Source organism: Pseudomonas sp. (assembly GCF_051660785.1).
Classification (GTDB): domain Bacteria; phylum Pseudomonadota; class Gammaproteobacteria; order Pseudomonadales; family Pseudomonadaceae; genus Aquipseudomonas.
The window spans coordinates 23,339-43,910 of record NZ_JBOFQE010000109.1 but is presented as its reverse complement, the minus strand read 5'-3'; the positions used below and the strand labels follow the sequence as shown (position 1 = coordinate 43,910).

The window sequence follows — 20,572 nt, the reverse complement described above, 5'->3', positions numbered from 1 at the left end:
GTGTACATATCCATTCCTGCGGTAACGGCGGCTGGCGGTTTCGCCCTTACGGCGACTCACTTTTTTTACAAGCGCCTAAAAAAAGTAAGCAAAAAAACGCTCGCCCCAAGCGTCCGGCCCCTCGCCTAGGCTCGGCGTTCCTTCGCTCCGGTATCCATCCGGGGACACTGCCCTCCGGTTGGCTTCGCTGCACCTACATGCAGCGTGTTCGACTGCGTCGAACGGCGCTTCGCGCCACTCCCCGGATGAACACCTCCACTCAGCCTTCCGAAAGGGGCGGGCAGATCAAAATCAAAAGCAGGCGAGCTAACGCTCGACCTATTGAGTGGTGAGAAGCGAAGCGTGTACGCCGATCCACTGTGGAGTGAGCCTGCTCGCGATGGCGGCCTGCCAGCCGACCAGTTTCTTGCTGATGCACCCAAACCCCTGTGGGAGCTGGCCTGCCAGCGATGGCGGCCTGCCAGCCGATCAATCTCTAGCAGGTGTTCACCGAACCTGTGGGAGCTGGCCTGCCAGCGATGGCGGCCTGCCAGCCGATCAATCTCTAGCAGGTGTTCACCGAACCTGTGGGAGCTGGCCTGCCAGCGATGGCGGCCTGACAGCCGACCAGTCTCTAGCAGGTGTTCACCGAACCTGTGGGAGCTGGCCTGCCAGCGATGGCCGCCTGCCAGCCGACCAGTTTCTTGCTGATGCACCCCAAACCCCTGTGGGAGCTGGCCTGCCAGCAATGGCGGCCTGCCAGCCGACCATTATCTTGCAGATGTACCCCATTCCCCTGTGGGAGCTGGCTTGCCAGCGATAGCGCCCTGACAGCCGACCAATTTCTTTCTGCTGCCCCCGATTGATCGTTCCCTACGCTCCGCGTGGGAATGCCGCGCGGGACGCTCCGCGTTCCATTTTTGTGTGTTGAAAGATGTGTAAGAAACACAGCGAATTCCCACACATTTTTCAGGTTGCCGGGTAGGAAGCTCTGTCTCTAACCTCTGGCTGTCGCTGAAAACTCAGCGACCGGGTGTGAGAACCCGGTAAGCCTGTTAATACAACACCAGTACAACCATAATTGCCGCCAGCTTATCCTCTGTCGACAATGCTCTATGGCGGCTGTGTGCGGGCGGACTTCGGTCCGGCCGGGTTTGGGCTCTGACCGGTTTCTCACTCCGCACATAGCTGCCACCCCTTCGTCGCGTGAGAAACGGCAAGTGATGGCTCCAACCGAGAAAGAGCATACAATGAATAAGCTGATTCCCGATCCACCCGTCAACACCGCACCCACCTCCGAAGCCCCCGAAGCCGAAGCGCTCCTCAGAGACCGCGAAGCCATAAAACGCGCCCTCGATTACTACCTCGACCCGCCAGACCAATACCTCGAAAAACCCCGTAGCCCGAGCACGATGTTCATGATCGCCCCCAACATGGACACCGAAAGTCTCCTGGCCCAAGTCTGCGAGTCCCTGGCCTCGGCGAGTGTCATGGCCAGCGATTTCGCCGCGAACCTGCTTGGCCCGCAGCGCAATACGGCGCTGGCAATCCAGCAGATCATCATGCTGGCCGAGCTCGCCGTGAACCGAGCCTTGGATAACGTCGATCCGCAAGCGACCTGACTTTCTCCAGCCCATAAAAAAACCCGGCATAAAAGCCGGGTTTTTTGTCTGGCGTCGATCTTAAGCCTTGAAGGTTTTGCCTTCAAATTGCTCAGCCACGAATTTCCAGTTGACCAGGTTCCAGAACGCTTCGACGTATTTCGGACGAAGGTTGCGGTAGTCGATGTAGTAAGCGTGTTCCCAGACGTCGCAGGTCAGCAGCGGGGTGTCGCCGCTGGTCAGCGGGTTGCCGGCGCCGATGGTGCTGGCCAGGGCCAGGGAACCGTCAGCCTTTTTCACCAGCCAGCCCCAACCGGAACCGAAGGTGCCGATGGAGGTTTTGCTGAATTCTTCTTTGAACTTGTCGAACGAACCGAAGGAAGCGTTGATGGCTTCAGCCAGCGCGCCGGTTGGTTGACCGCCGGCGTTTGGCGCCAGGCAGTTCCAGTAGAAAGTGTGGTTCCAGACCTGTGCGGCGTTGTTGAAGATGCCGCCCGAGGAAGATTTGACGATTTCTTCCAGAGTCTTGCCTTCGAACTCGGTGCCTGGCACCAGGTTGTTCAGGTTCACGACGTAGGTGTTGTGGTGCTTGTCGTGGTGGTATTCCAGAGTTTCCTTGGAAATGTGCGGCTGCAGGGCATCGTGTGCGTAGGGCAGCGGCGGCAATTCGAAAGCCATGATGATTCTCCTAATCAGGTCAGTTGCGGTGAGCGCAAGGCCGATCACGGGCGGCCAGACAAGCGCCGGGGAGTTTGTACTCTTTGCGGCGCATCGGATCGGATCATAGCACCGGGGGTGCGGCATAACCACGCAACAACTGTGTGGAATAGAGGTTCCAGAGCCTTTTGGAATAATCAGGGCGCGACGATTAATTGAAACGCCACGGCAAACATCATTACCGCGACCAACAGATCGAGAATCCGCCAGGTGCTCGGCCGGGCCAGCCACGGCGCCAACCATGCGGCGCCCAGTGCCAAGGTGAAAAACCACAACAACGACGCACTCGCGGCCCCCACTACATAAGCGCCGGGCTCGGTTTGTTGCGCGCCCAGTGAGCCGATCAGCAACACGGTATCCAGATAAACGTGCGGGTTGAGCAGGGTCACGGCCAAAGCGCTGAGCATCACCGCGCGCAACGAGCGCACCGTCTGGTTTTCACCTTGTTGCAGGCTTTGTTTCGAGCACGCCCGACGTAACGCCTGACTGCCATACCAAATCAGAAATACAGCCCCACCCCAACGGGCAACCGCCAACAGGGTCGGGTTTTGCGCCAGCACCGTTGCCAGCCCGAAGACTCCGGCGGCAACCAATAAGGCATCGCAGGTCACGCACAGTGCTGCGACTGGCAGGTGATGTTCACGCCGAAGGCTCTGCGCCAGCACAAACGCGTTCTGCGTGCCGATCGCCATGATCAGCCCGGCGGCCACCAGCAGGCCGTTCACATAGCTTTGCCACATAGGTTTTACTCCGCGTTGGCCGCCAGATCGCGCAGCACTTGAAGGGCGCGTTGGGCATCGGCCTGACCGACGAACAGGTGATCGTGGTAGTAACCGGCAATCACGTTGCAGCTGATGCCGGCCTGTCCCAATGCGGTGGCGAAGGCGGCCGTCAGGCCGACGGCTTCGAGGGCCGAATGCACGTTCAAGGTGATCCAGGCCGCGACGTAGTCGAAGCTGAAACCGGCTTGTTCCGCGTGGGAACGTTCCAGAATTACTGTCAGGCCTTCCTGCTCGCGAAAGCTGCCGACGATCTCGAGGCCGGCGGGCAACTGGCCGTCACGCAGTGTGCAGAACACGAATTCGCCGTCGTTGAGCTGTGGGCTCATGCTGCGCAGCAGCGTTGCCAATGAAGTTTCGCCAGCCATGTCGGTGATCCTTGTTCAAGAGTTCTTGCTGGCCATTCTCCGGTGCAGCGCGGTATAAGAAAAACCAATCATGCTGATCGCTCATTAGGAAAACTGATGTTCGACTATAAACTGCTTTCTGCTCTGGCCGCCGTGGTCGAGCAGGCCGGATTCGAACGCGCCGCGCAGGTGTTGGGTTTGTCTCAATCGGCGATTTCCCAGCGCATCAAGCTGCTGGAGGCGCGGATCGGCCAGCCGGTGTTGGTGCGGGTCACGCCACCAGCGCCCACCGAGATTGGTCGGCGGTTGCTTAACCATGTCCAGCAGGTGCGTCTACTCGAACGGGATCTACAGACGCTGGTTCCGGCGCTGGATGAAGAAGGCCTGCCGGAACGCCTGCGCATCGCCCTGAACGCTGACAGCCTCGCCACCTGGTGGGCCGCCGCCGTCAGTGATTTCTGCGCCGAGCAACACCTGCTGCTGGATCTGGTCGTCGAAGACCAGACAGTCGGCCTCAAACGCATGCGCGCTGGCGAAGTGGCCGCGTGCATCTGCGCCAGCGAGCGTCCGGTGGCTGGCGCGCGCAGCGTGTTGTTGGGTGCTATGCGTTATCGGGCGCTGGCCAGTCCTGCATTCATCGCCCGGCATTTTCCTGAAGGCGTGCGGGCTGACCTGTTAGCGAAAACGCCGGCGCTGGTGTTTGGCCCGGACGATTTCCTACAGCATCGCTACCTTGCCTCCCTCGGTGTCGATGGCGGTTTCGAACACCATTTGTGCCCATCATCTGAAGGCTTCATTCGCTTGACCGAGGCCGGTCTTGGCTGGGGACTGGTGCCTGAATTGCAGGTGCGCGAGCAGCTGGAACGCGGTGTATTGCAGGAGCTTTTGCCAGATAAGCCCATCGATGTGCCGCTGTACTGGCATCATTGGCGCAACGGCGGTCAGCTGCTGGGGTTGCTGACCGATCAATTGGTGCGGTCGTCGAAGCAATGGCTGGTGCCGTTGGACTGACGGGCAGCGTCAAGACTCACGCATTACGCAAAACGAAACACATCGGAGCTCTACATGAAAATTCTGGTCACCGGCGCAAGCGGCTTCATTGGCGGACGTTTTGCGCGTTTTGCCCTGGAGCAAGGCCTGGACGTGCGGGTCAATGGGCGCCGGGCCGAAAGCGTCGAACACCTGGTGCGCCGTGGCGCCGAGTTTATCCCTGGCGACTTGAGTGACCCGGAACTGGCGCGCGAGCTGTGTTCCGATGTCGAGGCAGTGGTGCATTGCGCTGGCGCGGTCGGTTTGTGGGGACGGTATCAGGACTTTCATCAAGGCAACGTGCAGGTCACCGAAAACGTGGTCGAGGCTTGCCTGAAGCAGCGGGTTCGGCGTCTGGTGCATTTGTCGTCGCCTTCGATCTACTTCGATGGCCGTGATCACCTGGGGCTGACCGAAGAACAGGTGCCTAAACGTTTCAAGCATCCCTACGCCGCCACCAAATTCCTCGCTGAGCAAAAAGTCTTTGGCGCGCAGGAATTCGGTCTCGAAACCCTGGCCCTGCGCCCGCGTTTCGTGACCGGGGCAGGTGACATGAGCATCTTCCCGCGCCTGCTGAAGATGCAGCGCAAGGGACGCCTGGCGATTATCGGCAACGGCCTGAACAAAGTCGATTTCACCAGCATGCAAAACCTCAATGAAGCGTTGCTCAGCAGCTTGCTGGCCAGCGGTTCGGCACTGGGCAAGGCCTACAACATCAGCAACGGTACGCCGGTGCCGCTGTGGGATGTGGTCAATTACGTCATGCGCAAGATGGAAGTCCCACAGGTGACGCGCTACCGTTCCTACGGTCTGGCCTACAGCGTTGCCGCGCTCAACGAAGGGGTGTGCAAGCTGTGGCCGGGGCGGCCCGAGCCGACGCTGTCGCGTCTGGGCATGCAAGTCATGAACAAAAATTTCACCCTGGACATCAGCCGCGCCCGGCATTATCTGGATTACGATCCGAAAGTCAGTCTCTGGACAGCCCTGGATGAATTCTGCGGCTGGTGGAAGGCCCAGGACATTCGCTGACTTTCCAGCTACCCGTCTGCCAGCACTGAACCGAGTCTGGCGTTGAGGGTCAATCGGTGCGGCCGTGGGGTTTATACTCGCCGCATACAGCCATCACCGCGTTCCACAAAGGTTGACTCAATGTCCATGCGAAACGATGCCAACGACGACTTCGATTTACCGAGCCTGCGCGCAGACGTCCCCGATGACGATGATTTTCCGGCCACTGCTCGCACCTCCGTGCATTCACGGACGGCGCCTGCGGTCAAAGTCAAAAGCGCCAGCACCGGTCCTCTGTGGGCCTTGGTCGGCGCGTTGTTCTTTGCCTTCGCCGGCCTTGCCTGGTGGAGCTTTCAGCAAATTTCGCTGATGGAACAGCAGCTGGTGGCGACCCAGGAAAGTTTCGCGCGCATCAGTGAGGATGCGGCGGGGCGCTTGCAGGACATTTCCGGCAAGGTGGTCGCCAGCCAGACCAACGTCACCAGCGACAGCGAAGCCTTGAAGCTGCAAATCAAGCAGCTGGAAACCCAACTGCTGGATCAAAGCAAGCAGCAGCAGGGCGTTGTCGGCCAGACCAGTGATCTGGACAAGCGTCTGGCGCAGATGACCGCGCAAACTACCGATCTGGACAAGCGCCTGGCGCAGATGACCGCCCAGGACACCGAACATCAGACCGCCAACACGCAATTGCAGGCGCAGGTCAAAGCCTTGAGCACTGAATTGGCGGCGCTGAAAAGTGCCCCGGACGACAGCAGCAAATTCGACGCCCAGCTCAAAAGCCTCGGGGCCGATATCGTCGCGCTGAAGAAACAGGGCAACCCGAGCGCCGCCATCGAGCGTCTGGAACAGGACATGATCGTGCTCAAAAGTCAGCAGGACAACCGCCCGACGCCTGCGCAAGGCGCCACCAATACCGCCGAGTTCGACGCGTTCCGCGGCCAGACCACCCGCAACATCAACACCCTTCAGGCGCAGATCCAGAATCTGCAGCAACAACTGCGCGCCCGGGCGCAATAGGCCGGTCACTGAATACCTGTGGCGAGGGAGCTTGCTCCCGTTCGGCTGCGAAGCAGTCGCAATCAGGCGACTCGGATTAACTGAAGGACCGCGGTGAATGGTTTTGGGGCGGCTTCGCCACCCAGCGGGAGCAAGTTCCCTCGCCACAAAAAACCCATTTGCCGCAATGGCCTGCGCTTTCCTGAATATTCGTACATATCCCATTGCCGTCTACGCTCTTGAAACACCGACAAGAACGAGGGATGCATTATGGGGGGGCTGCACAAGTTGGCCGTGCTGGGCGCGATGCTTTTGCTGTGCCTGGGGCAGGTTCAGGCCGCCACGGCGGAAAAGGATGACAGCCAGGCCGCCAAGGCCTTGCTGGAAAAAGCCCTGGCGTATTACCACGACAACGGCGACAAGGCCTTCGCGGCCTTCAGCCGCCAGGGCGAGTTTGTCGATAAGGATCGTTACGTCTTCGTGGTCGATACCAAAGGCGTGATGCTCGCCAGCGGCGGGCCGTCTTCGGCGTTGATCGGGCGTGATGTGTCTGAAACCCTCGGGCCGGATTTGCAAAAAGCCTTCAAGGACGCCTTGAACGTACCGGAGGGCAATGGCATCCAGCAGGCCGAATATCGCTGGCAGAACTGGTCCGACGGCAAGGTCGAGCGCAAACATGTGTTCTATCAGCGCGTTGGCCAGCGGATTCTGGCCGTCGGTTATTACCTGCCACGGGCGTCGGCGGAACAGGCAATGGCTTTGCTGAACAAAGCGTCGACGGATCTGACCAAGGACGAAAAGGGCACGCTGACCGCGATCAATTCCCTAAAGGGCGGGTATTTGCAGGATGACCTGTATGTGTTCGTCGTCGATCTGAACACCCAGCGATACGTGGCCCACGGCACCAACCTGCGGCTGATCAATACCGACTTCGGCAAGATCAAGGACCCGGAAGGCAAACCGGTGGGCGAGCCGATCCTGGGATTGATTGCCAAACAGGATTACGGCGAATACGCATACCGCTGGAAAAACCCGGTGACCGGCAAGGTCGAGGACAAACATGCATACCTGAAGAAGGTCGGGCATTTTCTGGTGGCTGTCGGGTATTACAGCCCTTGATTCATGGGTGTCTGTGAGGACGCCATCGCGAGCAGGCTCGCTCCCACAGTGGATCTCTAGTGTTCACGGCATATGTGGACGACAAAGATCAAATGTGGGAGCGAGCCTGCTCGCGATGGCAGGCGACTCGGTCTATCACCGGACCTTATCCTCCCGTCCCCGCAACAGCATATTCGGCATCGCAACCGCCGCCGCCAACCCCAGCAACGACACCGCCGCACTGACCATCAACAAATGCTGGAAGGTCAGCAGCAATTCAGCGCGCAAGGCGTTCTGGGCCTCCCCCGGCGCAGCGTTCAACCCCTCCAGCAACACATTCCCCGAACTGCCCTCGGCAATCAACGACGAGCCGGCCAGGTGGGCGAAGCTCGAATCCTGCAGCAACGCCAGCAGCAGCGCCGACATCAACGCCACCCCCATTGCACCGCCCAGCGAGCGGAACAGGTTGGTGGTGCTGGTGGCGACGCCGATATCCCGCTGTTCCACCGAGTTCTGCGTGCCGACCAGAGACGTCGGGAATTGCATGCCGCCGGCGATCCCGCTGAGCAACATAAACAGGCTGCAGAGCACAAAAGCCTGAGGCGGACTGAATGCCATGCCGAGAATCGAGATCGGCATCAGCACCGCACCCGTCAGGATCATCGGTTTGTAGCGCCCGGTCACTGACGTGCGGCGTCCGGCGAAATAAGCTCCGATCGGCAAGCCCATGGCCAGCGGCAATAAGTGCAGTGCGGCGCTGTCGGCTCCGGCGCCGGTGACACTCTGGAAGCGCAGCGGCATCAGCACGATCAGCGAGATAGCCTGGAAACTGGTGAAGAAAATCGTGCACCAGCAGAGAATCGCGTTGCGGTTGGCGAACAGGTGCATCGGCAGCAACGGCTCCCGCGCCCGGCGTTCATGCCAGACGAACAGCGCCAGCACCAGCACCGCACACCCGAGCAGGCCCAGCACTTCGGCACTGCGCCATGAATGGCCCTGACCCACTTCGGTGATGCCCAGCAGCAAAGCGGTCAAGCCGATGATCATCAGCAGCGTGCCGAGGTAATCGATGACCGGTTTGCGCTGCGGCACGGGCAAACCCACTAGCGTGCGATTGGCCACCAGCCAGGCACCGAGACCCAGCGGCAGGTTGATCAAAAACACCCAGCGCCAGGACAGGTATTCGGTCATGTAACCGCCGAGCACCGGGCCGGCGACACTGGCCACGGCGTACATGCTGCTGAAATAACCTTGGTAGCGACCGCGCTCCCGGGGCGGAACGATGTCGCCGATGATCGCCTGGCTGACCGAAATCATCCCGCCCGCGCCGATGCCTTGAATGATCCGCGCCAGCACCAGTTGCTCCATGCTCTGGGCCATGCCGCAGAACAACGAGGCCAGGGTGAACAGCCCCATGCCGAACAGCATCAACTTGCGTCGGCCGTACAGATCGCCGAGCTTGCCGTAGATCGGCACCGCCACGGTCATCGCCACCATGTAGCCGGAGATCACCCAGGCCAGCAGGCTGACGTCCTTGAATTGCGCGGAGATGGCCGGCATCGAAACGGCGACGATGGTCTGGTCCAGTGCGCCAAGAAAGATCGCCAGCATCAGGGCGATCAACACGCTGCGAATGGCCGGTTTGGGCGTTTCAGGCTGGTTGAGATTGGTCACGGGCGGAACCTGCGGGCAGTGATTGACCCGCAAGCCGCCAGGCGAACGGGGATGCTCGCCAGTGTAAGTCGGTAGCAGGCTATTCGATAGCCTCATAAGGAAGCCCGACGTAATTTTCTGCAATGGTTTTTCGACCGGCCTCGGAGTCGACGAAATAGTCCAGCTCCGACTCGCTGATGCGCTGGCTGAAGGCGTCGTGATCGTCGAAGCGGTGCAGCATCGAGGTCATCCACCAGGAAAACCGTTCGGCTTTCCACACCCGGCGCAGGCAGATCTCAGAGTACTTATCCAGCAAATCCATACGGCCTTCGCTGTAAACCTTCTGCAAAATAGTGAACAAAGTGCTGACGTCGCTGGCCGCCAGGTTCAGGCCTTTGGCACCGGTAGGCGGAACAATGTGCGCAGCGTCGCCGACCAGGAACATCCGCCCGTACTGCATCGGCTCGACCACAAAACTGCGCAGCGGCGCGATGCTCTTTTCGATGGACGGCCCGGTCACCAGGGATTCGGCCAACGCAGCAGGCAGGCGCGATTTGAGCTCATCCCAGAAGCGCTGATCCGACCAATCCTCGACCTTCTCGTCCGCCGGCACTTGCAGGTAATAACGCGTGCGGGTTGCCGAGCGCATGCTGCACAAGGCGAAACCGCGTTCGTGGCGGGCGTAGACCAGCTCGTCGTGGACCGGCGGCGTATCGGCGAGAATGCCGAGCCAGCCAAACGGATAGACCCGTTCGAAAACCTTCAGGCACTCAGCTGGAATCGACTGCCGCGCCACGCCATGGAAACTGTCGCACCCGGCGATGTAGTCGCAATCGAGGCGATACGTTTCGCCATCCTTCTCGAACGTCACGAACGGTTCTGCGGTTTTCATCCCGTGCGGTACGACGTTGGCGGCCTGGTAAATCGTCTGCGCGCCAGCCTCCCGACGAGCGGCCATCAGGTCCCGGGTGACCTCGGTCTGGCCATAGATCATCACGGTTTTTCCGCCGGTCAGCGCTTGCAGATCGATGTGCACCTGTCGTCCGTCGAGGGCCAGTTCGAAGCCGCCATGGACCAGCCCTTCGGCGTCCATGCGCTGACCCACCCCGGCCTGACGCAACAGCTCTACCATGCCTTGTTCAAGCACCCCGGCGCGGATTCGCCCGAGCACATAGTCGGGGGCCTGGCGTTCGAGAATCAGGGTGTCGATTCCGGCGTTATGCAGCAACTGGCCGAGCAGTAAACCAGCGGGGCCGGCGCCGATGATAGCGATTTGGGTTTTCAGCATTTTCATTGTTTTTATGACTCGCAAGCTTCACGCGACCAGAGCCGGTGAATGATTTTTATGGATCGAGTGCTTGCATTTTTCCCTCGCGGGTCTGTCAATTGAAGGTGAAAACTGAGCCGATACCTGTACATTCTGCCAATCGGTGCGATTATCGCCCGTAACCCTTTGAGGCCTGGATTGAAGTGATGAACAAGCCTGACCTGCCTTCGATTCCAGTGTTCAAGCTCTACGGTGAAAGCCTGGATTGGCCGACCCCTGACTTGCTGCACTGTGAAACCATTTCCAAACGCAGCCGCGAACACCAATGGGAAATCAAACCTCACCGTCACGCCGATTTGTGCCAGTTGCTCTTCGTATTCAAAGGTCAGGCAGAGCTTGAAATCGAAGGCAAACAGACGCAACTGACTGAACCGGCCATCCTGATCCTGCCACCGTTATCGGTGCATGGTTACCGGTTTTCCGAGGACGTTGAAGGGTTCGTCGTGACCCTCGCCGCGCCGCTGGTGGCCCATCTTCAGTCGCAGCTGGGCAACTCGGTGAACGCGCTGGCCCAAGCCGAAAGCTACCCGGCGGGCAAGGAAAGCGACTACCTCAACAGCCTGTTTTCAGCGCTGCAAGACGAATACACCGGCCACCAGCCCGCCCGCGAGATGCTCATGCATTCGCTGGTCAGCGTGATCATGGTCTGGGTCAGCCGTCAGGTGATTTCGCGCCGCGCCGCCAGCCAGCGTCCGCAACGGGCCAGGGAATACCTCAATGGTTTTATCCAACTGGTGGAAGAGACCTACCGCCAGCACGTCAAGGTCGAGGACCTGGCGCATCGGCTGGGGATTTCCGTCTCGCACCTCAACGGCACCTGCCGAGAGCTGGCGGGGCAACCGGCGTTGCAGATCATGCACGAGCGCCAGCTGCTGGAGGCCAAGCGCTTGCTGACCTACACCAGCATGACCATTTACGAAATGTCCGACGTGTTGGGGTTTTCCGATCCCACCAATTTCACGCGCCTGTTCCGACGCCGGGTGGGGATCTCGCCCAAGGCTTTTCGCGACCGCTTGAAGGCCGATCAGGACAACGAGGCCTGACCGCCTTCGTTACCGAAGGGCGTTGAGGGTCGCGTTGTGGGGAATGCAGCGCTCGAAGTTACAACTCGCGTAGTCGCGGGGCAGTTGTCGCAACTGCTCGACACGCCAGGCAGCGGTGCCATACAGCGCCAGCGTCGCCGCGCAGGTGATGAAAATGGCGAGGTATCTTCTTGTTTTGGTGTTCATGGCGTTGACCTCTGAACGAATACCCTTCGGTATTACTTTCAGCATAGGTCAGCGCGGGCGAGATGCCAGCGACGGCGCTTTTGCATTTACCCCGACATTCAGAACACTGATGCCCCCTGTGGGAGCGAGCCTGCTCGCGATAGCGGTGGGTCAGTCGCCATCATTGTTGAATGACCCACCGCTATCGCGAGCAGGCTCACTCCCACAAGGGATTGGTGTCGAGCACAAAAGCTGCGGTATCCCCAATCAAACTGTGGTAGTGAGCCTGCATCGGTTCGGTTACAGGCCAATATCCCACGCCGGTTCTTCTGGGAATCTGAGCACCAGAAAATCCAGCATGCTGCGCAGCGCCACCGGCATGTGTTTGCGCGAGGCATACACCGCGTACACGTTCATCTGCCGAGGCTCGGCATGGGGCAGCAGCCGAATCAGCTCACCACTGTGGATATGTACGCCCGCCTGATAACTGGGCAGCATCGCCACACCCGCACCGGCCATGGTTGCGCGCAGCAATGTGCTGGCTTCATTGGCGCTGATGTTGCCCTGCACCGGCACCGACACCGGCTCGCCGTCCTCTTCGAAATGCCAGAGGCTTTTGCCGAAGTAGGAATGGGTCAGGCAGTTGTGCTGGCTCAGGCCCTCGACCCGTTGCGGGGCCGGGTGTTCGCGCAGGTAAGCGGGGGAGGCGCAGATCACCGAGCGGCAGACCGTCAGGCGCCGGGCGATCAGGTTCGGGTCCAGGTCGTTGCTGGTGCGGATCGCCAGGTCGATACGCTCGTCCACCAGGTTCACGGTGCGGTCGAGCATCTGCATGTCGATGCTGACACCGGGATAGCGTTTGACGAAAGCCGCCATGGCATCCGCCAGTTGCGCCTGGCCGAACGAAGTGCTGACGCTGATGCGCAGCAGGCCGCGTGGCGCCTCATCCGGCTCGCTGACAGCGGCTTGCATGTCGGTGGACAGGTCGAGCATCTGCCGACAGCGAGGCAGGATTTCGCTGCCGGCGGCGGTCAGGCTCAATTTGCGCGTGGTGCGGTGCATCAGGCGAGCGCCGACCCAATCTTCCAGCTCCGCCAGATAACGCGAAACCACCGGGCGTGAAAGGTCCAGATGATCGGCGGCAGCCGATTGGCTGCCGAGGTCGACCACTGAGACGAACACCCGCATTGCTTGAAGACGATCCATGATTTGCCCGCTTTCAGAAACAAACTATGTTCAAGCATCGCATTTTTTTTACTGAGTCAGGCAACTAAGCTCTGTCCCCATCGCCAGACACGGCATTCAGACCACGGAGCAACAGATGATCGGCTTCACCTCTCTCAAGCGCATTTTTGCTGGCCACCGCCACCCTCGGCTTCGCAGCCCACGCCGCGGCGGCATCGACCCTGACCCTGGACGTGTATAACCCGGGTGACAAAGCGATCTTCCCGGTGACCTCGGTTCTGGTCAGCGGTGAGAAAGAAGCGATTCTGGTGGACGCGCAGTTCGGCAAATCCCAGGCCGAACAAGTGGTCGAGAAGATCCGCGCCAGTGGTAAGCAACTGACCACCATTTACATCAGCCACGGTGACCCGGATTACTACTTCGGCCTCGACACCCTGACCGCCGCGTTCCCGAACGCCAAGGTGCTGGCCTCGCAGCCCACCGTTGATCACATCAAGCACACCGTCGACGGCAAACTGGCGTTCTGGGGCCCAAAAATGGGCACCGACGTGCCGGCTAAAACAATCGTGCCCGGCGTGCTCAAGGGCGACAGCCTGATGCTCGAAGGGCAGAAATTGCAGGTGGTGGGCCTGGACGGCAAGCAGCCGGACCGGACCTTTGTGTGGATCCCGTCGATCAAGGCAGTCGTCGGTGGTGTGGTCGTCGCAGAGAACATTCACGTGTGGATGGCTGATACGCAAACCGCGCAGTCCCACGCCGACTGGTTGGCTACGCTGCACTCCATCGAAACCCTGAAACCGAAAACCATCGTGCCGGGGCATTACCTGGGTGAGAGCGCCCGTTCGCTGGCCGCTGTGCAGTTCACCGCCGATTACATCAAAGCCTTCGACGAAGAAACCGCCAAGGCCAAGGATTCAGCCGCGCTGATCGCCGCGATGAAAAAACGCTTCCCGGCAGTGGGCGAAGTGAGCTCGCTGGAGCTGAGCGCGAAAGTCGCCAAGGGCGAGATGAAGTGGGGTGAGTGAGTTGATGTAACCGCAGGATACCTGTGGCTATGGAGTTTTTGTGGCGAGGGGATTTATCCCCGTTGGATTGCGCAGCAGTCCCAAGCTTTGACGACTGCTTCGCAGCCGAACGGGGATAAATCCCCTCGCCACAGAAATCCCTTCACCGCAGATAAATCCCCTAACCACAGATAAGTCCCTTCACCACAAAAGCCCTTTTACCAAGCAAATTTGCATTGATCACTCAAGCCAACTGGAGAACGTCATGAGCAAAATCGCAATCATCGGTGCCACCGGTCGTGCCGGCAGCCAACTGTTGGACGAAGCCCTGCGTCGTGGTCATAGCGTCACGGCTATTGCTCGTGACACCTCGAAGATTTCCCCGCGTGCCGGGGTGGTCGCCAAGAATGTCGATGCTCTGGATGCCGAAGCATTGCAAGCCGCCGTCGAAGGCCATGACGTGGTGATCAGTGCGGCGCACTTCGCGACCCTGCCTGCCAGCGCTGTCATCGGGCCGGTGAAAAAGGCCGGGGTGAAACGTCTGCTGGTGGTGGGCGGTGCCGGTTCGTTGTTGCTGCCGGATGGCACTCGCGTCATCGACAGCAAGGGCTTCCCGCAGGAGTACAAAGTTGAGGCCAGTGCCGGTGCTTTGTTTCTGGAGAACCTGCGTCAGGAACAGGATCTGGACTGGACCTTTCTGTCACCGTCGGCAGAGTTTGTCGAAGGTGAGCGCACGGGTTCGTTTCGGGTTGGTAAGGATGATTTGCTGGTGAGCCGTGCAGGGCGCAGCTGGATCACTTTTGCTGATTATGCGATTGCGATGTTGGATGAAGTGGAAGCGCCGAAGCATTCTCGGCAGCGGTTTGCAGTTGGGTATTAGGCTGAAAACCACCCCTCACCCCAGCCCTCTCCCCAAAGGGGAGAGGGGGAAAGGGAGCCGATCTTCAAGCCTTTCAAAACCTGAGTTCGACTCGGAGTCGCAGGTCGCATTAGATACCCCAAGCACCTCGGTCAGTCCCCTCGCCCCTCTGGGGCGGTCCGACGTTTCGGGAGGGTTAGGGTGAGGGGTGGATGTAATTGACACACCACACACATTCACCGCGCCCGAGCCTGCTCCACCAACCACCCCATCAATTCACGCAATTTCGGCGAAGGCCCCGGTTTTTCCGGGAACACCAGGTAGTACGCCAACCCCGTCTTCACCTTCAATTCAAACGGCATGACCAGCCGTCCGGCGCTCAGGTCATCGCCAATCAACGACCAATCCCCAATGGCCACGCCGGTCCCCTGGGACGCCATCGACATCGCCAGGTCCAGGGTTTCGAAATGCTGACCCTTGCCGACATTGCTCAAACGAACATCGGCGCTGGCCAGCCAGGCTTTCCAGTCGCGTTCGTCGCGGGTCGGGTGCAACAGCATGTGTTGTTCCAGATCCTCCGGCGCCTGCAACGGCACCGGCCCTTCGAGATACGGCCGGGAGCAGACCGGCGTCAGTTGCTCATCGAACAGCCGATGGGACGCCAGTGACGTCTCCGGCGGGATGCCATAGATCACCGCCGCATCGAACTGCTCGCGATGAAAATCCACCCCGTGTTTCACCGTGGTGGTCAATTCCACCGGCACATCCGGGCGCTCCCTCTGCCACTGCATCAAACGCGGCAACAACCAGCGCATCACGCACGTGGGTGCCTTGAGTTGCAGGGTTTTGCGCTTCTCGCCGATCTGCTCAACCGCCTCGTCGATCAAGCCGAAAATCTGCTGGACCCGTGGCAGCCATTCGCGCCCTTCGGCGGTCAAGTCGAGGCCGCGAGCCTGGCGGATGAACAGTTCATAACCTAGATGTTCTTCCAGCCCGGCGATCTGCCGACTCACCGCGCCCTGGGTGATGTACAGCTGTTCGGCGGCCCGGGTGAAGTTGCAGCACTGCGCGGTGATCAGAAAAGTGTGCAGCGCCGGCAGGGGAGGCAATCGTTTCATTGGGATCCAAGGTATGACGTGAGGACATGGCTAGTATGACTTTTTATCCATTGTTGCGGCTATGTGTCGCCCGTTCCAATGAGGCCATCCCTGGACCTGCCCACGCATCATAAACACTGCGCAGGCCCGGCGTCTCAAACGAACAAAAAGGGCAAAGACATGGCGACGTGCGGCGAAGTATTGGTCAAGTTACTCGAAGATTACGGGGTCGAGCAGGTGTTCGGCATTCCCGGGGTTCATACCGTGGAGCTGTATCGCGGGCTGGCCCGTTCGAGCATCAACCACGTGACGCCGCGTCACGAACAGGGCGCCGGTTTCATGGCCGACGGTTATGCGCGCACCAGCGGCAAACCGGGTGTGTGCTTCATCATCACCGGCCCTGGCATGACCAACATCACCACCGCCATGGGCCAGGCGTATGCCGACTCGATCCCGATGCTGGTGATCTCCAGCGTGCAATCGCGCAGCCAGTTGGGCGGCGGTCGCGGCAAGCTCCACGAGCTGCCGAACCAGAGCGCACTGGTCGGCGGCGTGGCGGCGTTCTCCCACACCCTGATGTCGGCGGCCGAATTGCCGGGTGTATTGGCCCGCGCTTTCGCCTTGTTCCAGGCCGGTCGTCCGCGTCCAGTCCATATCGAAATTCCGTTGGACGTGCTGGTTGAAGAGGCCGACGACTTGCTCGCCAGTCTCCCGGTGAACATCGACCGCGCCGGTGCTTCGCCGAGTGCGATCAGCCGCATGACCACGCTGCTGGCCGGTGCCAAGCGCCCACTGATTCTGGCCGGTGGCGGTGCCATCGATGCAGCCGCCGAGTTGACCGAGTTGGCCGAACTGCTCGACGCGCCAGTGGCCCTGACCATCAATGCCAAAGGCATGCTCGAATCCAGTCATCCGTTGCTGATCGGCTCGACCCAAAGCCTGGTCGCGACTCGCGCCTTGGTGGCCGAGGCCGACGTGGTATTGGCCATCGGCACCGAACTGGCCGAGACCGATTACGACGTCACCTTCGCCGGCGGTTTCGAGATTCCCGGCGTGCTGCTGCGCGTCGATATCGACCCCGATCAGACCGTGCGCAATTACCCACCAAAAGTCGCCCTCGTGGCTGACTCGCGCAACGCCGCGCAAGCCTTGCTGAGCGAGTTGTCCAAGCACTCGCTAGCCGAGCGCCGCAACGATTGGGGCCAGGTTCGCGCTGCCCGTCTGCGCGAAGACCTCGCCGCCACCTGGGACGCCCCGACCCTGGCCCAGACCCGTTTCCTCGAAACCGTTTTGCATGAATTGCCGGACGCAGTCTTCGTCGGCGATTCGACCCAACCGGTGTACACCGGCAACCTGACCTTCAACCCGGAACGCCCGCGTCGCTGGTTCAACTCGTCCACCGGTTACGGCACCCTCGGTTACGCCTTGCCGGCGGCGATTGGCGCCTGGCTCGGCGGCAGCGTTGAGGGTGGCGCGCGTCCTCCAGTGGTGTGCCTGATCGGTGACGGCGGCCTGCAATTCACCCTGCCGGAACTGGCCAGCGCCGTTGAAGCGCGCACCCCGGTGATCGTGCTGCTGTGGAATAACCAGGGCTACGAAGAGATCAAGAAATACATGGTCAACCGCGCCATCGAGCCGGTGGGCGTGGACATCTACACCCCGGACTTCATCGGCGTGGCCAAGGCGCTGGGCTGCGCGGCCGAAGCGGTCAACGGTGTCGAGCAGCTGCGCAGTGCACTGCGTACTGCCGCTGATCGCCAGGGCCCGACCCTGATTGAAATCGATCAGACCCAGTGGATGAAGGCGGTGTCGAAATGAGCTTCCCTACTACTCTGGACGGCCTCTACATCAACGGTCAATGGTCGGCCGGCAATGAACATCTGCGCGTGATCAACCCGGCTACTGAAGCCCTGTTGACCACCGTGAATGGCGGCGATGAAAAAGCCGTCGATCAAGCCGTCACTGCCGCTACCCAGGCGTTCGGCGACTGGTCGAAAACCACCGGCACCGAACGTGGCGCAATCCTGCGTAGAATCGCCGCGGGTGTGCAGGCCGGTCGTGATCACTTGATGAAGCTGCAATCGAGCAACAACGGCAAGCCGCTGTTCGAAGCGGCCATCGACGTTGATGACGTGATCGCGACGTTCGAGTACTACGCCGGTCTGGCCGAAGGCCTCGACGCGAAGCAAGACAGCAATGTCGAGCTGCCCACCGACGACTTCAGCGCTCGCGTGCGCCGTGAGCCGTGCGGCGTGGTCGGTCTGATCGTGCCGTGGAATTTCCCGATGGTCACCACTGCCTGGAAACTTGCCCCGGCCCTGGCCGCCGGTTGCTGCGTGGTGCTCAAACCTTCCGAAGTCACGCCGCTTCCAGAGCTGGAACTGGCGGCGATCATCGCTGAAGCCGGCTTGCCTGCCGGGGTGTTCAACCTGGTGTGCGGCACCGGTCTGGCCGTCGGCGCGCCGCTGTCGGCCGACCCGCGTATCGCCAAAATCTCCTTCACTGGCAGCAATGCGGTCGGTGTGCAGGTCATGCAACGCGCAGCGGAAACCGTCAAAGGCGTGAGCCTTGAACTGGGCGGCAAATCCTCGCTGCTGGTGCTCAAGGACGCCGACATCGAACTGGCCGTGGAAGTGGCCTGTGGCGGCGGTTTCTTCAACGCCGGGCAGATGTGTTCGGCCACCAGCCGCGTGCTGGTCGCCGATGAACTGGCGGATGAGTTTTTATCGAAGCTGAAAATTCGTGCCGAATCCATTCGCGTGGCCGATCCGTTCGACCCGAACGTGGAAATGGGCGCATTGGTCAATCAGGCGCAATACCAGCGTGTGCTGGGCCACATCGATCGCGGTCTGAGCGCAGGCGCCAAGTTGATCTGCGGCGGCAATCGTCCCGCAGACCTGTCCCGTGGTTATTTTTTGCAGCCGACGATATTCACTGAAGTGCCCCTCGACAGTGCGCTGTGGTGTGAAGAGATTTTCGGGCCGGTGATCTGCGTGCGCAGTTTCGCCTCTGAAGCCGAGGCGATTGCCCTGGCCAACGACAGCCAGTTCGGTCTGGTCGCCAGCGTGGTGACACGCGACGCCGAGGCGGCCGATCGGGTCGCCAACGCCTTGCAGGCGGGGCTGGTGTGGATCAACGCGCCGCAGGTGATCTTCCCGCAGACCGCCTGGGGTGGCTACAAACAGAGCAGCATCGGTCGCGAATTGGGGCCGTGGGGCTTGCAGGCTTTCCAGGAAATCAAACACGTGATTCGCGCCGTCTGAAGGCACGAAAAAGGTCAGCGCATGCCTCGCGACGAGGCATGCGCTGACGTCATGGCTTCAATGAATTTTTATCGATAGTCAGGTGTTTTGCACGACCTCAGGATGAACTCGCTGGTTCAGCCAAGCCCCCGAAAATACGAGGGATAACGCTGGTCCGGCCGCGCGGATGCAACAGTTTCGACCTGCCTTATACCTACAAAAACAAAGGGAGTCCGTAATGGGCGAGCATGATCTGAACAGACGTCAATTCATCAAAACCGTGGGCGTGGCCTCGGTGGCAGCGGCGGCCATGAGCTTGCCCTTCGTCAAGGCCAATGCCAGCGACACGCGCTTCCAGGGCAAGACCCTGCGCCTGCTGACCTGGTCCGATGACACCGGCCTCGCTGCATTGCGCAACATCGCGGCCACCTTCGAAGACAAGTACGGCTGCAAGGTCATCGCTGACCGCACCGGCAGCACCTCGGAAATGGTCGCCAAACTCAAGGCCGCCGGCGATCGTCCGCAGTACGACATCATCACCCTGGCCGGCGTCGGCGCCGAAGGTCTGGCCGCCGCCAACCTGCTGGAAAAACCCGACCTCAACCGCATCCCCAACCTGGTCGATGTGCCGGAGAAATACCGCACCGGCGCCAATGGCCACGGCATCGGTTACCTGCTGTGGTGCAACAGCCTCGTCTACAGCACCCGCACCATCAAGGAAGCGCCAACCAGCTACGCCGCCCTGTGGGACGCCGAGCTGTCGCCGAACATCTTCCTGCCGCCGCCGAACTGGACCGAGGCCATGGACCTGATCATCATCGCCGCCAAACTGGCCGGTGGTGACGAGCACAACATCGAGCCGGGCTTCAAGAAACTCGCCGAGCTGAAAGATCGCGTGGTGACCCTGGGCGAAAACCCGAACCAGATCGCCGAACTGTTCCGCACCGGTTCCCTGGACATGGGCGGCCTGTACGCGCCGGCCTTCTTCCCGAAACAGATCCGCGATCCGGCCTACGGCCTGGGCGCCACGTTTGGCATGAAGGAAGGTTTCTACACGGACCTGATGCTGTCGGTGATGCCGAAGAATCGTCCGGGCGATACCGATCTGGTCTACGCCTTCATCAACCACTCTCTGGACCCGCTGGTGCAGGGCAAGATGGCCGAAGACATCTACAACGGCCCGGTCAACGCCAAGGCGATCATCTCCGCCGAAGCGCGCAAGAGCCCGTACATCCTCACGCCGGAGCAGATTGCCGAGAAAGCGATCATGCACGACAACGCCTTCCTGGCCTCCGTGCATGACCAATGGATTCGTCGTTACACGGAAATCTTTTCTTCCTGATCGAGTGGCGAACACAAGTCTTCAGAACACTGCGAACCCCTGTGGGAGCTAGCCTGCTAGCGATTGCGGTCTGACATTCAGCATTGATGTCGACTGACGGA

General features: G+C 60.5%; 18 protein-coding genes and 1 pseudogene. 11 read left to right on the top strand and 8 right to left on the bottom strand.

The window, feature by feature from the left end; genetic code table 11:
- Positions 1-1,229 precede the first annotated feature (1,229 nt).
- Positions 1,230-1,601: a DUF6124 family protein gene (locus ACRC4F_RS30170; protein ID WP_438662584.1), complete on the top strand. Its 372-nt coding sequence runs from the start codon at positions 1,230-1,232 to the stop codon at positions 1,599-1,601.
- A 60-nt stretch (positions 1,602-1,661) separates the two neighbouring features.
- Here ACRC4F_RS30170 and ACRC4F_RS30165 read toward each other — a convergent pair whose 3' ends face one another.
- The 3 genes from ACRC4F_RS30165 to ACRC4F_RS30155 form a co-directional block, all read right to left on the bottom strand.
- Positions 1,662-2,258, bottom strand: coding sequence for a superoxide dismutase (locus ACRC4F_RS30165; RefSeq protein ID WP_438662583.1), 597 nt, complete (start codon positions 2,256-2,258; stop codon positions 1,662-1,664).
- 176 nt (positions 2,259-2,434) lie between these two features.
- Positions 2,435-3,037 (bottom strand): LysE/ArgO family amino acid transporter, encoded by a 603-nt coding sequence (locus ACRC4F_RS30160; protein WP_109634398.1) that lies wholly within the window; start codon positions 3,035-3,037, stop codon positions 2,435-2,437.
- 5 nt (positions 3,038-3,042) lie between these two features.
- Positions 3,043-3,444, bottom strand: a complete 402-nt coding sequence (locus ACRC4F_RS30155) for an ACT domain-containing protein (protein ID WP_438662582.1) — start codon at positions 3,442-3,444, stop codon at positions 3,043-3,045.
- A gap of 96 nt (positions 3,445-3,540) precedes the next feature.
- Between ACRC4F_RS30155 and ACRC4F_RS30150 the strand changes: the two genes are divergently transcribed.
- From ACRC4F_RS30150 to ACRC4F_RS30135, 4 genes are all read left to right on the top strand, one after another.
- The gene (locus ACRC4F_RS30150; RefSeq protein WP_438662581.1) at positions 3,541-4,434 is read left to right on the top strand and encodes a LysR family transcriptional regulator ArgP; all 894 of its coding nucleotides are present in this window, start codon (positions 3,541-3,543) and stop codon (positions 4,432-4,434) included.
- A gap of 54 nt (positions 4,435-4,488) precedes the next feature.
- A complete protein-coding gene (locus tag ACRC4F_RS30145; RefSeq protein ID WP_438662580.1) occupies positions 4,489-5,481 on the top strand; it encodes an NAD-dependent epimerase/dehydratase family protein in 993 nt (330 codons plus the stop codon).
- Between the two features lie 120 nt (positions 5,482-5,601).
- Complete coding sequence (locus ACRC4F_RS30140; protein ID WP_438662579.1) at positions 5,602-6,477, top strand: ATPase; 876 nt, start codon at positions 5,602-5,604, stop codon at positions 6,475-6,477.
- A 249-nt stretch (positions 6,478-6,726) separates the two neighbouring features.
- On the top strand, positions 6,727-7,575 hold the full coding sequence (locus ACRC4F_RS30135; RefSeq protein ID WP_438662578.1) for a cache domain-containing protein: 849 nt from the start codon (positions 6,727-6,729) through the stop codon (positions 7,573-7,575).
- Positions 7,576-7,710: 135 nt separating this feature from the next.
- On the opposite strand, the gene ACRC4F_RS30130 is transcribed toward ACRC4F_RS30135, so the two are convergent.
- Positions 7,711-9,228 carry an MDR family MFS transporter gene (locus tag ACRC4F_RS30130; protein ID WP_438662577.1) on the bottom strand — a complete coding sequence of 506 codons (1,518 nt, stop codon included), beginning with the start codon at positions 9,226-9,228 and terminating at the stop codon, positions 7,711-7,713.
- A 79-nt stretch (positions 9,229-9,307) separates the two neighbouring features.
- Positions 9,308-10,492 carry a 4-hydroxybenzoate 3-monooxygenase gene (pobA, locus tag ACRC4F_RS30125; protein ID WP_438662585.1) on the bottom strand — a complete coding sequence of 395 codons (1,185 nt, stop codon included), beginning with the start codon at positions 10,490-10,492 and terminating at the stop codon, positions 9,308-9,310.
- 188 nt (positions 10,493-10,680) lie between these two features.
- On the opposite strand from pobA, the gene ACRC4F_RS30120 reads away from it, so the two are divergent.
- Positions 10,681-11,577 carry a helix-turn-helix domain-containing protein gene (locus ACRC4F_RS30120; protein WP_438662576.1) on the top strand — a complete coding sequence of 299 codons (897 nt, stop codon included), beginning with the start codon at positions 10,681-10,683 and terminating at the stop codon, positions 11,575-11,577.
- Between the two features lie 9 nt (positions 11,578-11,586).
- Here the strand turns inward: ACRC4F_RS30120 and ACRC4F_RS30115 are convergent, their stop codons facing one another.
- The gene (locus tag ACRC4F_RS30115) at positions 11,587-11,763 is read right to left on the bottom strand and encodes a hypothetical protein (protein ID WP_176457761.1); all 177 of its coding nucleotides are present in this window, start codon (positions 11,761-11,763) and stop codon (positions 11,587-11,589) included.
- Between the two features lie 279 nt (positions 11,764-12,042).
- Positions 12,043-12,948, bottom strand: a complete 906-nt coding sequence (locus ACRC4F_RS30110; RefSeq protein ID WP_438662575.1) for a LysR family transcriptional regulator — start codon at positions 12,946-12,948, stop codon at positions 12,043-12,045.
- Positions 12,949-13,063: 115 nt separating this feature from the next.
- On the opposite strand from ACRC4F_RS30110, the pseudogene ACRC4F_RS30105 reads away from it, so the two are divergent.
- Positions 13,064-13,952: pseudogene (locus ACRC4F_RS30105) on the top strand (MBL fold metallo-hydrolase).
- A 244-nt stretch (positions 13,953-14,196) separates the two neighbouring features.
- Complete coding sequence (locus ACRC4F_RS30100; RefSeq protein ID WP_438662574.1) at positions 14,197-14,811, top strand: NAD(P)-dependent oxidoreductase; 615 nt, start codon at positions 14,197-14,199, stop codon at positions 14,809-14,811.
- 215 nt (positions 14,812-15,026) lie between these two features.
- On the opposite strand, the gene ACRC4F_RS30095 is transcribed toward ACRC4F_RS30100, so the two are convergent.
- On the bottom strand, positions 15,027-15,908 hold the full coding sequence (locus ACRC4F_RS30095; RefSeq protein WP_438662573.1) for a LysR substrate-binding domain-containing protein: 882 nt from the start codon (positions 15,906-15,908) through the stop codon (positions 15,027-15,029).
- Positions 15,909-16,067: 159 nt separating this feature from the next.
- Between ACRC4F_RS30095 and ACRC4F_RS30090 the strand changes: the two genes are divergently transcribed.
- The 3 genes from ACRC4F_RS30090 (at position 16,068) to ACRC4F_RS30080 (ending at position 20,471) form a co-directional block, all read left to right on the top strand.
- Positions 16,068-17,705 (top strand): 5-guanidino-2-oxopentanoate decarboxylase, encoded by a 1,638-nt coding sequence (locus tag ACRC4F_RS30090; RefSeq protein ID WP_438662572.1) that lies wholly within the window; start codon positions 16,068-16,070, stop codon positions 17,703-17,705.
- Positions 17,702-19,150 carry an aldehyde dehydrogenase family protein gene (locus tag ACRC4F_RS30085; RefSeq protein WP_438662571.1) on the top strand — a complete coding sequence of 483 codons (1,449 nt, stop codon included), beginning with the start codon at positions 17,702-17,704 and terminating at the stop codon, positions 19,148-19,150. The genes ACRC4F_RS30090 and ACRC4F_RS30085 overlap by 4 nt, the downstream gene beginning before the upstream one ends.
- 217 nt (positions 19,151-19,367) lie before the next feature.
- Positions 19,368-20,471 (top strand): ABC transporter substrate-binding protein, encoded by a 1,104-nt coding sequence (locus ACRC4F_RS30080; protein WP_438662570.1) that lies wholly within the window; start codon positions 19,368-19,370, stop codon positions 20,469-20,471.
- Positions 20,472-20,572: the final 101 nt, after the last annotated feature.

What these genes read in the sequence shown, in the direction of transcription:
- ACRC4F_RS30170 (WP_438662584.1), top strand. Translation starts at nt 1,230, where the DNA reads ATGAATAAGCTGATTCCCGATCCACCCGTCAACACCGCACCCACCTCC.
- ACRC4F_RS30165 (WP_438662583.1), bottom strand. Translation starts at nt 2,258, where the DNA reads ATGGCTTTCGAATTGCCGCCGCTGCCCTACGCACACGATGCCCTGCAG.
- ACRC4F_RS30160 (WP_109634398.1), bottom strand. Translation starts at nt 3,037, where the DNA reads ATGTGGCAAAGCTATGTGAACGGCCTGCTGGTGGCCGCCGGGCTGATC.
- ACRC4F_RS30155 (WP_438662582.1), bottom strand. Translation starts at nt 3,444, where the DNA reads ATGGCTGGCGAAACTTCATTGGCAACGCTGCTGCGCAGCATGAGCCCA.
- ACRC4F_RS30150 (WP_438662581.1), top strand. Translation starts at nt 3,541, where the DNA reads ATGTTCGACTATAAACTGCTTTCTGCTCTGGCCGCCGTGGTCGAGCAG.
- ACRC4F_RS30145 (WP_438662580.1), top strand. Translation starts at nt 4,489, where the DNA reads ATGAAAATTCTGGTCACCGGCGCAAGCGGCTTCATTGGCGGACGTTTT.
- ACRC4F_RS30140 (WP_438662579.1), top strand. Translation starts at nt 5,602, where the DNA reads ATGTCCATGCGAAACGATGCCAACGACGACTTCGATTTACCGAGCCTG.
- ACRC4F_RS30135 (WP_438662578.1), top strand. Translation starts at nt 6,727, where the DNA reads ATGGGGGGGCTGCACAAGTTGGCCGTGCTGGGCGCGATGCTTTTGCTG.
- ACRC4F_RS30120 (WP_438662576.1), top strand. Translation starts at nt 10,681, where the DNA reads ATGAACAAGCCTGACCTGCCTTCGATTCCAGTGTTCAAGCTCTACGGT.
- ACRC4F_RS30115 (WP_176457761.1), bottom strand. Translation starts at nt 11,763, where the DNA reads ATGAACACCAAAACAAGAAGATACCTCGCCATTTTCATCACCTGCGCG.
- ACRC4F_RS30110 (WP_438662575.1), bottom strand. Translation starts at nt 12,948, where the DNA reads ATGGATCGTCTTCAAGCAATGCGGGTGTTCGTCTCAGTGGTCGACCTC.
- ACRC4F_RS30100 (WP_438662574.1), top strand. Translation starts at nt 14,197, where the DNA reads ATGAGCAAAATCGCAATCATCGGTGCCACCGGTCGTGCCGGCAGCCAA.
- ACRC4F_RS30095 (WP_438662573.1), bottom strand. Translation starts at nt 15,908, where the DNA reads ATGAAACGATTGCCTCCCCTGCCGGCGCTGCACACTTTTCTGATCACC.
- ACRC4F_RS30090 (WP_438662572.1), top strand. Translation starts at nt 16,068, where the DNA reads ATGGCGACGTGCGGCGAAGTATTGGTCAAGTTACTCGAAGATTACGGG.
- ACRC4F_RS30085 (WP_438662571.1), top strand. Translation starts at nt 17,702, where the DNA reads ATGAGCTTCCCTACTACTCTGGACGGCCTCTACATCAACGGTCAATGG.
- ACRC4F_RS30080 (WP_438662570.1), top strand. Translation starts at nt 19,368, where the DNA reads ATGGGCGAGCATGATCTGAACAGACGTCAATTCATCAAAACCGTGGGC.